Annotated in this window: 12 protein-coding genes; 1 reads left to right on the top strand and 11 read right to left on the bottom strand. The window is 45.4% G+C overall.

Translation table 11 applies throughout. The features are described from left to right. Positions 1-86 precede the first annotated feature (86 nt). Positions 87-665, top strand: a complete 579-nt coding sequence (locus AC3CH3_RS19160) for a TetR/AcrR family transcriptional regulator (protein WP_488539009.1) — start codon at positions 87-89, stop codon at positions 663-665. A gap of 99 nt (positions 666-764) precedes the next feature. Here AC3CH3_RS19160 and AC3CH3_RS19155 read toward each other — a convergent pair whose 3' ends face one another. The 11 genes from AC3CH3_RS19155 to betA all read right to left on the bottom strand — a co-directional run bounded on the left by AC3CH3_RS19155 (position 765) and on the right by betA (position 13,968). Further along, positions 765-2,012 (bottom strand): anaerobic sulfatase maturase, encoded by a 1,248-nt coding sequence (locus AC3CH3_RS19155; RefSeq protein ID WP_488539008.1) that lies wholly within the window; start codon positions 2,010-2,012, stop codon positions 765-767. 118 nt (positions 2,013-2,130) lie between these two features. Then, positions 2,131-3,876, bottom strand: coding sequence for an arylsulfatase (locus AC3CH3_RS19150; protein ID WP_488539007.1), 1,746 nt, complete (start codon positions 3,874-3,876; stop codon positions 2,131-2,133). Positions 3,877-3,951: 75 nt separating this feature from the next. Beyond that, complete coding sequence (locus tag AC3CH3_RS19145; RefSeq protein ID WP_488539006.1) at positions 3,952-4,368, bottom strand: tetratricopeptide repeat protein; 417 nt, start codon at positions 4,366-4,368, stop codon at positions 3,952-3,954. A gap of 159 nt (positions 4,369-4,527) precedes the next feature. After that, entirely contained in the window at positions 4,528-5,733 is a 1,206-nt protein-coding gene (locus AC3CH3_RS19140; RefSeq protein ID WP_488539005.1) for an iron-containing alcohol dehydrogenase, read from the bottom strand. Between the two features lie 215 nt (positions 5,734-5,948). Beyond that, on the bottom strand, positions 5,949-6,392 hold the full coding sequence (locus tag AC3CH3_RS19135) for a hypothetical protein (protein ID WP_488539004.1): 444 nt from the start codon (positions 6,390-6,392) through the stop codon (positions 5,949-5,951). A 43-nt stretch (positions 6,393-6,435) separates the two neighbouring features. Next, positions 6,436-7,851 (bottom strand): coniferyl aldehyde dehydrogenase, encoded by a 1,416-nt coding sequence (locus tag AC3CH3_RS19130; RefSeq protein WP_488539003.1) that lies wholly within the window; start codon positions 7,849-7,851, stop codon positions 6,436-6,438. A gap of 275 nt (positions 7,852-8,126) precedes the next feature. Beyond that, positions 8,127-8,609 carry a MarR family winged helix-turn-helix transcriptional regulator gene (locus tag AC3CH3_RS19125; RefSeq protein ID WP_017632044.1) on the bottom strand — a complete coding sequence of 161 codons (483 nt, stop codon included), beginning with the start codon at positions 8,607-8,609 and terminating at the stop codon, positions 8,127-8,129. A gap of 362 nt (positions 8,610-8,971) precedes the next feature. After that, complete coding sequence (gene choV, locus AC3CH3_RS19120; protein ID WP_488539002.1) at positions 8,972-10,183, bottom strand: choline ABC transporter ATP-binding protein; 1,212 nt, start codon at positions 10,181-10,183, stop codon at positions 8,972-8,974. Positions 10,184-10,185: 2 nt separating this feature from the next. Then, positions 10,186-11,028, bottom strand: coding sequence for a choline ABC transporter permease subunit (gene choW, locus AC3CH3_RS19115; protein WP_009845976.1), 843 nt, complete (start codon positions 11,026-11,028; stop codon positions 10,186-10,188). 95 nt (positions 11,029-11,123) lie between these two features. Then, on the bottom strand, positions 11,124-12,095 hold the full coding sequence (locus AC3CH3_RS19110) for a choline ABC transporter substrate-binding protein (protein ID WP_004732435.1): 972 nt from the start codon (positions 12,093-12,095) through the stop codon (positions 11,124-11,126). A gap of 145 nt (positions 12,096-12,240) precedes the next feature. Further along, positions 12,241-13,968, bottom strand: a complete 1,728-nt coding sequence (gene betA, locus AC3CH3_RS19105) for a choline dehydrogenase (protein WP_488539001.1) — start codon at positions 13,966-13,968, stop codon at positions 12,241-12,243. Positions 13,969-13,982 lie beyond the last annotated feature (14 nt).

The raw sequence follows: 13,982 nt of genomic DNA, 5'->3' as shown, positions 1-13,982 counted from the left end.
TTGACCGCGTCCTAACGCGCTAGACTGGACGGTTGGTATGTTGCTCGTTACACTATTCCTCATTCTCAGCATAAAGAGTAAGAACAATGAAAGACATGCGACAAGCTATGCTCGATGCAGGATTTAGCCTTATTAATGATCACGGGTTTGCTGGTGTTGGCCTGATGAAGATCATCAACCAAGCGGAAGGCACGAAGGGTTCTTTTTACCACTACTTTAAATCCAAAGAGCACTTTGGTGAGATCCTTCTTACCAACTACTTTGATGAGCATCTCGCTAAGCTGGATGACTTTTTAAGTGATGAGTCGCTTTCTCGTCGTGATCGCGTTAAAGCCTATTTCGAGTTTTGGTGCGCATCAAAACTGACTGAGGACTTCAATATCCAATGCCTTGTCGTAAAACTGGCGGGAGAAGTATCTGGCTCTGCTAACCCATTGCAATCAACCATGGCAGAAGGTGCTGAGAAGATAATCCTACGTATGGCAAAACTGTTTGAAGAAGGCAATGAGGCTGGTGATTTCACTATCGCAGAGCCAGAATCGCTATCTCGAACGCTTTACGGTCTTTGGCTAGGATCTACGTTAATAGCTGCGATGCAAAGAAATCGTTCGATTCTAAGCAATGCGATGGAAGAAACCTTACTCGCTTTGAGTTCAAAAGACTAATCAACGACAATGCTCAAAGGCTCGCATATTTAGCGAGCTTTTTTTTTCAAGCTCAATGATTGTCTACTTCGACTTTTATTTGTCACCAGTAAGATAACTTTACCTTGCACGCTGCAGCATCCCATTGGCTTGCAAAAGGGCATTAAGTGTAGGGTCGATATGTTTGAAAAACTTGAGCCAACCTTCACACAAGTAATTTAACCCAGCCTCACCGTCACGACTGGTGATGATTCGGTTTTTAGGACACTCGCCATGACAAGCAAACTTAAACTCACAAGTTTGGCACTGTTTAGGTAGTGACTTTTGCTTAGCAAATCCAAAGGTTTGTTGGTCTGGTGAAAACGCTAATTTTGACAATGGCTTATCGTGGATATTACCCAACTTAAATTCTGGGTAAACATAGTGGTCGCATGAATACACATCGCCATTAGGTTCGACCGCCAGCCCCTTTCCACAAATTTCACTCAAGGTGCACATGGTGCTTTCTCTGCCCATCCACACTCCGACAAAATTTTCAAAGTACGGCACTAATACCCGACCAAAATCGTGCTCAAACCACTCGTCAAAAACGGTAGTGAGGAATTGTCCCCATTGTGCAGAATCGACACTCCAAGCCTCAACCTCGCCTGATACGGGAATGATCGCTTGTTGATGAGTGAGCCATTTATTGTTGGTATGAGCCTCACGCTTATCCACCACAGGGATGAACTGCAGCTGCTTTGAACCCACTTCGTCGCGTAAAAAACGATAAACTTCTAACGGGTATTTTCCTGTCACATCGTTCACACAGGTTAAAGTTGCAAACTCAACGTTATGTTTTTTTAAATAACCGATTCCGCGGATGGTTTGAGAAAAAGTGCCTTTGCCTGCACGGTTGGTTCGGTAGTGATTATGTAAGTGTTCGGGGCCATCAATGCTCACACCAATGATAAAGTCATTGCTCTTGAAGAACTCGCACCAATCATCATTCAACAAGGTGCCATTGGTTTGAAGGTCATTGCTGATCTTGCTGTGGCTAGGGCAATATTTTTTCTGCAGTGCGACCACCTTTCGAAAATATTCAATCCCCAACAAAGTAGGTTCTCCACCATGCCAAGAAAAGATAATCTCCGGCGTATTCTGCCCCTCAATGTACTGCTTGATATAGAGCTCTAATAGCGCTTCATCCATCACATATTGAGACCCTTTTGGGTATTCAAGCAACTGCTGTTTCTCTAAGTAATAACAGTAAGTACAACTGATATTACACACCGCACCAATAGGTTTTGCCAACGCTTGAAGCTTGCTGTGCGCCTTGCCGTTAAACTGCGGAACCGAACTCAGGTTTGATAGTGATAATGTCGTCATGAAGAATTCCTCGATGTAAAAGTTATTGTATTAGCCAAAACAATTCGTAATTCCTTTACACGGTGTTCATCGGCCAACCAAGCTTGTGGCATTAGGTTGGCCGAGTGGTTCATTTCCTCTATTTCACGTTCTCAAACGGGTTCCACGCTTCATCCACTGGGACAATATTTTGCGCTTTTTCGTACTCTTGATACTCAGCAACCATCTCTAGGAACAAGTCTGGCTTTTGGTTTCTTAAGTCATGCTGCTCAGCCGGATCCTGTTTGGTGTTGTATAGGTGCCATTCACTGTCACCGCCCATGCCCGTAGAGATTCGGATGATCTTGTAATCCCCTTTGAGCAAAATTCCGCTACCAAACAATTCAAATGGAATCGCATTATCGGCACTGTGCACCTCTCCCGTTTCACCTTTGAAGTAAGGCAGCAAGCTCACACCACTCATTGGTGCTACTTCTCGGCCTTGATACTTAGTGCCTGGATGCTCTACGTCGGCGATTTCAAGAATGGTGGCTGCGATGTCTTTTACTTGTGATAAGTCATCGGTTTGAGTGCCTGGTTGCAGCGCTTGATCGCCCTCTAAAAGCGCTTTCGCAGGCTTAACAATGAAGGGGACTCGAATACCCCCTTCTGCCGTGTACGCTTTATACCAAGACAAGCCACCTGTTGATGCGCTTGCCCATTCTGGGCCTAATGAAACGCTGGAGTTTGCTTTGCCTAGGTTTTCCGTCGAGTTGTCAAAGTGATGTGCCGTCCATGTGCGAATCAAATCACTGATGTTTTCACCGGTAATATCTGCCGCTTCAGGACCGTTGTCTGCCAGATACATGATGTAGGTATTGTCGTATTCCCCAATCTCTTTGAGGTAATCGACAACCTGACCGACTTGTTGGTCTTGCATCTCCATCATGCCCATTGCCACCGCCATCTTCTTGCCATACCACTCTTGTTCTTTCTCAGACAAAGAGTCCCAAGGGCGACTTAATGCATTACGACTTGAGATATCGGCGTCTTTAGGAATGACGCCCATCTCCTTCATGCGTTCAAAGCGGTCTTCACGAATCGAATCCCAACCATGCTCGACGTAGTAGTCGACTTTATCTTGATAGGCCGACTCAGGCGCTTGCAACGGAAGGTGTATGGCGGTGAAAGGAAGATAAGCGAAGAAAGGCTTACCGTCGTCTTTCTTGCCATCGATCATCTTGATGAGTTCGTTGGTGTAGACTTGGTCGGAGTACTCGCCTTGGTATTTATCCTCAACGACTTCACCGTTTCTGTAGGTAGGCTCAACTTCAACGCCGGGAATGTCGCCTTTTTGAAGCGCTTCAGCGGTAGCCGCATTTTTGGCAGGGAACATCATGTCGCGGTTAAAGTGATTCGAACCACCCGCTAAAATGCCGTAACTTTCCGAAAAGCCTCGGTCATCGGGCAGGAACCCATCATCATGACCTAAATGCCATTTACCTGATAAATACGTGTTATAGCCATTTTCTTTGAGCAGCGTAGCCACTGTTACGCTCTTCTTGGTCAGGTAGCCTTCATAGCCCGGTTTGCCAATCGCGCCCGGATAGACAGCATAATCAAAGGTACCTAGCCCAACTTCGTGGCTATTTGCTCCGGTTAACATCATAGAGCGAGTCACTGATGAGGTTGGTGAGGCATGGAAGTTAGTGAATTTAACCCCCTCTTCAGCCAACGCCATCAAGTTGGGGGTTTCGGCTTCTGAGCCATAAGGCTGGGTATCAGCAAAGCCAACATCATCACCGACAATAACAACGATGTTCGGCTTGTCTGATTCGGCGGCGAAGGCGGCGCTACTTACGGCGGCCATTGCTGTAAATAGTAGGGATTTCTTGAATGTCTGCATAAGACGTCTCCAATAGCTGTGATTAATTTTTCTGTGATTAACCTTTTCTGTGACTAACTTTGGTTAGAATCTGAATTAGTGCGCGGCTTGGGACATCCAATGTAATAAGTCGAGCGCAGGGTCATAATCTTGAGCGGCTGCCAGACCTATCCAGGTGACAGCTTCCGCTTGGCTAACCTCAACGCCACTTCCAGAGAAGTACATTAGGCCAAGCTGTGTTTGAGCTTCAGGGCTACCGGCACTGGCTGCAGTTTCAAACCATTCCGCCGCTTTCTCGTCATTCTGCTCAACACCATCACCACTCAAATACCGATAAGCGAGAGCAAGTTGTGCTTCAGGCTTTCCTCCATAGGCTTCATCCAACACCTGAACAACATCTCGGTGCTGTTCAGACAAAGCCGCGGAGCTTTCACTTCCAACGCTTGCCTTGGCAAAAAGCAGAACAGCCAAAACACCAGTCAAAGTCACGGTAGTTAAACGTTTATTGAACATTTACTTCCTCCTCAGGAATAAAGGTCACAACGTCCCTGTCGAGTGAATTAGGTGAAAAGTAGGAATGGCGCGATGATGCACAAGCTCGATAGCAATACGTTTTCAATCTTCATAATTTGTCCTCGATTTACAGTGAGTTTTTGGATGCTTAATCAGACACTAAATTGATTTTTCAATAATCTGTTCAATCGTTTGTTTTGAGATTGGGTAGAACTGGAAGCAGATATCTTTCTCAATCGCTTGAGCAATATTGCGCTTCTCTTGGTCATCAAATTCCCAGCTACTGAAACGCTTCATCGCACCAACTTGGGTTTGGAAGTTGTGTAAGAAATCCAAAACTCGTTGGTAAATCATCTCATCCGTTCCAGTGCTCTCTAGCGAGAACGCTTGAGCTAATTTGAATGCGTTTGGCATATAGAATTCCGGCAGAGCTTCAATCACAACCGGCATCAATACCGTGTTGGCATCGCCATGCGGGATATGGCTAATCGCACCAAATGCATGAGCACAGTTGTGGATTGGGATACCGCCCAGTGAAGAGTAGAACGCAGAGATCGCCATGGTGCTCGCTTGAAGAAGATTGCCGCGTGCCGTTAGGTTTTCAGGCTCCTCAAGTGCCACGGGTAAATTTTCAACAATCAGTTTTGCAGCTTGAATGCCGTAAGCATCGGTAAAGGCATTGCTCATTGGAGAAACAATGGCCTCAACGGCGTGCGTTAATGCATCCATTGCTGTTGAGCGAGTCAGATGAGCTGGTAGTTTGGTGGTAACAGTCGGATCAAGAATCGCAATGTCAGCCTCTAAACCAGACGCCACTAAGCTTGCCTTAATGTTTTCATGCTCGTTGTAAAAAACCGCAATCGGAGAAGCTTCAGCGCCAGTTCCCGCCGTTGTTGGTACGGCAATATGAGGCACTCGAATGTCTTCATTGTTTGGCCAAACTTCCATAAAACCACCGCCAGCAATTACGGTACGGATATCATCAATCTGCTTATGAAGTGCGTATTTCACGCCCTTAGAAGCATCAATCACACTGCCTCCACCGACAGACAAAATAGCGTCGGCATTTAAGCTATTAGAAAACTCAATCGCAGCGTTGATGTTGTCGCAAGTCGCGTCTGGCGCAATATCGGTATACACACCGACGAGCTGAGTCGCTTGTGGGGTTACTTCTTGATTCGCCGTCTGGTTTGAAAACAACGCAGAGAATTGCTCAACAAAGCCCAGAGACTCCAAACCTTTGTCAGAAAAAAGCACGACTCTTTTTGCACCTAAGCGAGCAAACAGAGAAGGGATATTTTCGATGCCGTTCTCTTGAGCATGAACAATGGTTTTCAGTTGAAAGTTAAAGTTATTGGTAGTCATGGTGTTTACCTCGTTTATGTTTGATGACTAAACAATAACCAATACAAACCGGTCGGTCTAGAGTGTAGGTGTCAAAGATATATCAATTAAGATCTTTATGGATCATTGCCCCAAAACGAAAAAAGCCCGCAAATGCGGGCTGTAATCATAGTAAGCTATTGATCATTAAAGAAGTGTTATTAACTCACCCTGAGCAACTCACAAACGGTTAACGATTAACGAAGGTGAGCTGGGACCTTGCTCTTATCTCTAGTGAGGTAGTAGTACAGATAAACCAAAGAATAAACGGTCACAAACGCATCGAGCGCAAACACACCACTCCAACCATAAAACCACTCATAGTCATTAATGCAGACGTTGTATAAGAAGATGCCAACAAACATCGACTTCTCAAATGCGCTGTAAATCATGGTCGAAGTACGCAGCGATTTGTACTTGGTCGAGAACATCAGCAACACACCAATACAGCCAACCATCACACCCCAGTGCTGATATGTACCCATCAAATACGTACTACTGTCCAACATCGTATCGTTGTAAGAGAACAGGGTCTGCATGCTCCAATCAGGCGCAAGAAAAGTAGCGAAAGCCGTAGCCGTTAAGAAACCAGTAACCATCAAATACGCTTTCATAGTTCGTTCAAAAAATCGTTCTAACATAAAAATAACCTCTCAAAATAAACAGTGTCATACCAACAGTGATTTACTGACCAAGCATGCTCATCACTGCTGTTTTTAATTCGTTTTCTTCTTTTGCAAACAGATGCTTAACTCGATGATCTAAGCCCGTTTCCAAGACTGTTTTGGCGTGGGAGAAAGTCAGGAAACCTTCTTTTCCGTGATAGTTGCCCTGACCTGATTCACCAATGCCACCAAACGGCGCGTCATCAACCGCTAAATGAAAAACACAGTCATTGATACACATGCCACCGGAGTGAACTTGGTGCTTAACCTGAGCCTGTAAGCTCAAATCAAAGCTCATTAGGTAGAGTGCTAACGGCCTTGGTTTGCTATTGATGACTTGGAACGCCTCTTCGACATTGCGATACGTAATCAAGGGCAATAATGGGCCGAAAATTTCTTCGTTCATCACCTTGGATGACAGGCTTGGTTCAACGATCAAATGTGTCACCAAGCGATGAGTATCTAGGTCCATCGCTTCATCATGGCAAGCAACGATTCGTGTCCCTGCTTCCTGCTCTTCATTCAATAAACCAGCAATACGATCACATTGGCGAGGGTTAATGAGCGAGGTTAAACTCTCAGAGTAGATCCCTTCATCAAACAGCTGTTGGTATTGTTTTTTGTACTCCAGAATGAAGGCTTCGAGCTTATCTTCAGGGAGTAGCACGTAATCTGGAGCGACACACACTTGGCCGTTGTTTAGGCTTTTACCATAAATGATTCGCTCTACCGCAATATCCATCGGCATGTCTTCTGCAACGATAACCGGCGACTTTCCACCCAGCTCTAGCGTGACTGGGGTTAGCGTATCAGCCGCTGACTTCATCACTTGGCGACCCACTTGGGTTGACCCTGTAAACAGAAGATGATCAAACGGCAACGCCGAAAATGCGGCTGCGATTTCTACCTCACCTTCAACCAAACACACCTCATCGGCATGGAAAACTTCCGCCAATAGCGCTGTTAATACTTGGTTCGTCGCTGGGGTAAATTCGCTCATCTTGATCATGGCGCGATTGCCTGCAGCCAGAGCCGAAATAAGCGGGCCGACGGATAACATGATCGGGAAATTCCACGGGGCAATAATCCCGACGACGCCTTTGGGTTGATAAACCACTTCAACACGAGAGGTTGAAAGCAATGGGCCGGAATGACGAATTGAAGATGTCGACCAATGAGGCAAACATTCAATGCTGTGATCAATATTTCCGATACAAGGCAATATGTCAGCCATCAAAGTATCTTGTCGGCTGCGGTGACCATAGTCCTCACTCACAGCTACACACAAACGATCTGTGTAATCGATTAGCGCAGATTTAAGTGCGAGCAGGTGCTCAATTCTCTCCGATATCGCTGGCATCGGTTTCTGTGCAAAAGCTCCCTGCATGCTGTTCAACGTCATGGTCATTTGTGTTGGCGTCAATTCGTGTTTCATACATCACCTCGTGGTTAAGATGAGCACACAATAATACACAACAGACCGGTCGGTCTAGTGTTTTATTGTCAGAGAATCGTCAATGGAGTTTTGATTACAATCCAATGAGGCGGCTACAAACGGGGCAAAAAGTCAGGGGAATTTAAAATAAGAAGGCGTAACTAACACGCAGGGCAAATAGAGATTTTAAATGGCAGGATCAAAAATGGCCGCTTAGTGCGACCATTTAATAGTTACTTAAGTTTTTGTTCTAAATAAACAATTTAAAAATTACATTAGCTCTTGGCTACGTTTGCAATGCCTTCAAGTTGAAGTACTGGAGCGGCGTCGATGTCTTCTGCATTCATCATTGATGATACTCGCTGCATTGAAGAAAGCAGTAAGCTTTGCTCCCACGGCTCTAGGTTTTGGAATTTTTTAACGAAGTTATCTTGCAGCGGCGGTGGCGCATTATTTAGCAACTCTTGACCTTTTTCCGTCAAGTTCGCATGCACTTTACGGCGGTCAGCAACACTACGGATACGTTGTACGTAGCCATTCAACTCTAGGCGATCGATGATCGTGGTTGTGGTGGCTTGGCTTACATTGGTGTGATTAGACAATTCTTTGATCGTCACATTACCCATTTCTTGGATTGCTCTCATTAAGATTAATTGAGGGCCAGTCAAACCATACTCTTTACTCAGCTTTTTCGAGTGTAAATCGATAGCGCGAATAATTTGTCGAATAGCGACCAGGATTTCGTCATGTTTGTCCAAGATGCAGACCTTTGTACTAATATACTGTGAATGGTTTTACAGTGTCGAAGCGATGAAATGTCTCGAGTGATTACGTCACGCGCGCTCGAATTACACTGTAAATTGATAAATTACTTCATTGATTTTTCCGCATTGTACTGATGTTCATACTATTCTCAATCTTTTCTATACCACTAAACTTGCGTGGTACGGCACTTTTACTTAATGAAGGGGGAATGAAAGCTTCAATGAAGGCAAAAATAATGAATCAGAGAATACAAGTTCAAAGAATAATATATTTTAATAATCATAGAGGTAGAGAGACTTAACCCTCTCCACCCAATAGAAAACCAGCCTCAATAGCTAAGCTGGAAAACGAAATTTTACGCGGCTGTATTCATCTGAAAATTACCGGTCAGCGCGTTGTAGAACTCGCTGTTATCCAAGATCCCAACCAATTGATTGTCTTCAACCAGCAAAATCGGATGGTTACTGATCTGCTTGAGCTTAATCGCATCACGCATACCAATTTCAGGGCTTGCCACTACGACACTCGATGCGTTGATAGCCGTTAAGTCGTCAGACTCACTCCACTCAACAAGTGCCAACGTCGGTTCACCTTTTACCGATAAAGCACCTTCACTCTGTTCAATCCAGAGATCTTTAGAATCGCAGATCTTCCAGCTTTCATTCTCTTGAGTCAGTGAGTCAAGAGGCTGCATCAAAGAACGGCCTTTAAGTACATTCAATGGGTTAGTATGAGCAACAAAGTCCTTCACGTATTCCGTTTTCGGTGTGAGTACGATCTCTTCCGGCTTACCGTGTTGGATCAGTTTGCCTGACTCCATGATCGCGATGTTGTTACCAATCTTCAGTGCTTCATCTAGGTCGTGACTCACGAACAGAATCGTTTTGTTGAGTTTGTTTTGCAGCGTGATCAGTTCATCTTGCAGTTGAGCTCGAATCAGTGGGTCAAGCGCCGAAAACGGTTCATCCATCAATAGAATGTCAGTATCCATTGCAAACGCACGTGCCAAACCAACACGTTGCTGCATGCCGCCAGAAAGCTCATGCGGGAATTTGGTTTCCCATTCGGCTAGGCCGACCATTTCCAATTGCTCACGCGCTTTTGCACGACGAACATCTTTTGCTACACCCTGCATTTCAAGACCAAACGCCACGTTGTCTAATACGTTAAGCCATGGCATCAAAGCAAACTTTTGGAAAACCATTGATACACGGTGAGTACGAAGATGACGCAGAGTCGCTTCATCACACTGTGCTAAATCGACTTGTTGGTCACCGTCTTTGATTGTCAGTGAACCACGGCTGATCTCATTCAAGCCATTAACTGCACGAAGCAAAGATGATTTACCAGAACCAGACAAACCCATCAATACACAGATCTCGCCTTCTTCCACCGTCAGCGACACATTATCTACGCCAACCACTTGGCCAGTTTCATCAATGATCTCTTGGCGAGTTTTACCTTGGTCGAGTAGCTCAAGCGCTTGTTTCGATTTATTACCAAACACAACATCGAGATTCTTAATGGTAATCGCGTCCATTGTCTTTTTTTCCTGAGAGTTAGACATGATTAAGCTTCCTTCTGATTTGGTGTTTTGCACAAGCGGTCAAGGATGATTGCGACTAATACAATCGCTAACCCAGCTTCAAAACCTTGTGAGATGTTCACTGTGTTCAATGCACGAACAACAGGTTTACCAAGTCCGTCAGCACCGACAAGAGCGGCGATAACCACCATCGAAAGCGACAACATAATACATTGGGTTACACCCGCCATGATGCTTGGTAAAGCCGCCGGTAATTCGACCTTCATCAGCAATTTCATGCGGCTGGCACCAAACGCTTTACCCGCTTCAATCAACTCTTCAGGGACTTTCGTTACCCCTAAGTAGGTCAAACGAATCGGTGCAGCTATTGCGAAAATAATGGTCGAAATCAAGCCAGGAACAATACCCAAGCCGAATAGAACCAGAGTAGGAATCAGATAAACGAAAGTTGGGACTGTCTGCATCAAATCAAGGATTGGACGCAAAACTGTATAAAGCCAAGGACGATGCGCTGCCATGATGCCAACCGGTACGCCAATTAATACGGAAATCGTTGTCGCCGCAAAGACGAGAACAAAGGTTTCCAGCATTTCTTGCCAGTAGCCGAGGTTAAGAATAGTCAGCAGTGCTGCGACCACAAAGATCACCAGCGAAGGTTTACGGTGTAAGTACCATGCAATCGCAGCAGTCATCACGATTGGCAGTGCAGGCGGCATCCACTTAAATACATCGACTAAAAACATAATGACGGTTTCTAGAAAAATCGAAATAGCGTCAAAGAATCCTGCTGCATTGATTGTTAGCCAATCAACACCCGCTTCCATCCATTGTCCGACAGGGATTTTGTTTTCCGTAATAAAATTCACAATATTGCCTTTTATTATGGGTGGGCTACTTCAAACCAATCGATAAATTGGCAAGCCCACCTTTATTATTTATGTAGCTGTTGAGATAGGTAGAACTAAGCTTTAACTTGTTTTAGGTATTCAGTAACCGCTTGAGTCGCTGATTCACCTTTATGCGTTTTTACGTTGTCTAACCAAGCTTCAACTTGTTGAGGGTTCTTGTTCAACCATTGTTGAGCTGCTTTTTCTGGCTTCACTTTTTGGTTAAGAATCTCTTCCATCAACTGGTTTTCCATCTCAAGAGTGAATTCTAGGTTTTGTAGAAGTTGACCGACGTTTGCACACTCAGACAGGTAGTTTGAACGAACGTTGGTGTAAACATTCGCGCCGCCGTAGTTAGGGCCAAAGAAGTCGTCACCACCTGATAGGTATTCCATTTCAACATTGCTGTTCATTGGGTGCGGAGCCCAACCAAGGTAAACAATCCATTGGCTACGACGTGCTGCACGTGATACTTGAGACACCATGCCCGCTTCACTTGATTCGACTAGGCTGAAATCTTTCAAGCCAAACGCGTCAGAATCAATCATTGATTGGATTAAGCGGTTACCGTCGTTACCCGGCTCGATGCCGTAGATGCGGTCTTTAAATTTGTCGGCATGTTTTGCTAGGTCTGCGAAGCTTTTTACGCCAGAGTCGTACACATATTTTGGTACAGCTAGTGTGTATTTTGCGCCTTCAAGGTTGGCACGAACGGTTTCAACCGTGCCCGCTTCACGGTACTTAGCAATATCGCCTTCCATGGTTGGCATCCAGTTACCTAGGAATACATCAATATCGCCGTTCGCCATTGAAGAGTAAGTCACCGGTACTGAAAGTAGGTCGGTTTTGGTTTTGTAACCAAGGCCTTTTAATAGTTCAGAAGTAACGGCGGTTGTTGCGGTAATGTCAGTCCAGCCTACATCAGCGAAACGAACGTTTTCACATTGCTGTGGTTCAATAGAAGCGTTAGCACCAAATGCAAATGAACTGATGGCTAGTGCTGTTAACGTTTTCGTGGTCATGTTCTGAATATTTAGAGTCGTCATAATGGTTCCTTTTTATCTTTCCTTTTTCTGCTCGATATCAACACCGATAGAGAGCAGTTCTTCTGACTTTTGACTAATTTTTGTTGTTACTTTTTGCTTTTTCTATTTTTGAACTACTTTCTATTTTTAAACTAATAACAGAGGCTTACGCTTCTCTTACTGGTTTATTTATTCTTTGCTTCTCTTGCCAATCAGGTGCAATCCACACTGGAACGCCCTGCTCTTTGAGCATCGGCTTACCTAAAATCAAATCGGAAGCACGCTCAGCAACCATAATGGTCGGGGCGTTCAAATTACCGTTTGGAATGGTTGGGAAAACCGATGAGTCGACAACACGTAAATTATCGACACCGCGAACGCGACACTCTTCATCAAGCACTGCCATTGGGTCGTTATCTGAACCCATTTTGCAGCCACATGAAGGGTGATATGCACTTTCAACGTTCTGCTTAACCCATTCGTCAATCGCTTCATCAGAAGTAATGTTTAGACCCGGCTGAATCTCTTTGCCTCGGTACACATCCATCGCAGGTTGAGACAAAATCTCACGCGTCAGACGAATACAATCGCGCCAATCTTGGCGATCTTGTTCAGTCGAGATGTAGTTGAAAATGATCTCTGGCTTGGCATGCGGATCAGCAGAAGTGATCGCAACCGTACCGCGACTCTCTGGCTTGTTAGGCCCAACGTGTACTTGGAAACCGTGACCATCAAAGGCCGCTTGCCCGTCGTAACGCATCGCTGCTGGCAGAAAGTGATATTGAATGTTTGGCCACTTTAATCCTTTGCGAGAACGAATGAACGCGCACGATTCAAAGTGGTTAGTGGCACCAAGGCCTTTACGAGTCAGAATCCATTCCGCGCCAATCATGCCCTTGCTGACCAAGCCAAGCTTGCTGTTGAGTGTGATGGGTTCGTTGCAGTGATATTGGAAGTACACTTCTAGGTGATCTTGAAGGTTCTCACCGACGCCGCTCAGTTCGTGTTTAAGCTCAACGCCGGCCTTTTCAAGCACGGCTTTCGGGCCGATACCAGAAAGCTGCAGCAGTTGAACAGAACCGATAGAGCCCGCAGAAGAGATCACTTCTTTATTCGCCACAGCCACTTGAGTATTGCCTGACTTTTCAAACTCGACACCAACAGCTTTCAGCCTTGATTGACCTTTTGATGACTGGTCTTTTACGACGAGTGCTTCAAGTAAGAAACGACGCGCCACGATGCCTTTTTTCAAGGTAAGGTTTGAACGCTTCAATGCACGACGTAGATAAGCGTTAGAGGTTGAGGCTCTAACACCCTTGTCTACCGTCATATGCATAGTGCCGAAGCCTTCTTGCTGGTAGCCGTTGTAGTCTTGTGTTTCTGGGTAACCGGCGTCTTTACCTGCATCGATGAACGCTTGGTAAAGCGGGTTGAGCTCCATATCGTTACCATTACAAGTGCCAACAGGGCCATTGTCTCCACGGTATTCATCACCGCCTTTGTTCCATGATTCAGCACGGCGGAAATAAGGCAGACATGTTTGGTAGTTCCAACCCGCAGCGCCCTCTTCTTCCCATTGGTCAAAGTCACAGGCGTGGCCACGAACGTAAACCATGCCGTTGATCGATGAGCTGCCGCCTAACACTTTGCCACGTGGGCAGTGCAGTTCACGTCCATCAAGGCCCGGTTCTTTCTCTGTTTCAAATTGCCAAGCGTACTTTTCAGTATTCATTGGGTAAGAAAGCGCGGTTGGCATTTGGATAAAAATACTCTTGTCCGTACCACCAGCTTCCAGTAATAAAACGCTATGTTCACCGCTTTCCGTTAGCCTATCCGCTAACACACAGCCGGCCGAACCCGCGCCGACGATAATATAATCGTAGCGTTGTTCCATGTTTTGATTTCCCT

The organism is Vibrio sp. QJM3NY_35 (genome assembly GCF_057785915.1).
The sequence above is the reverse complement of the archived record's forward strand: the minus strand, read 5'-3'. Positions and strand labels throughout refer to the sequence as shown.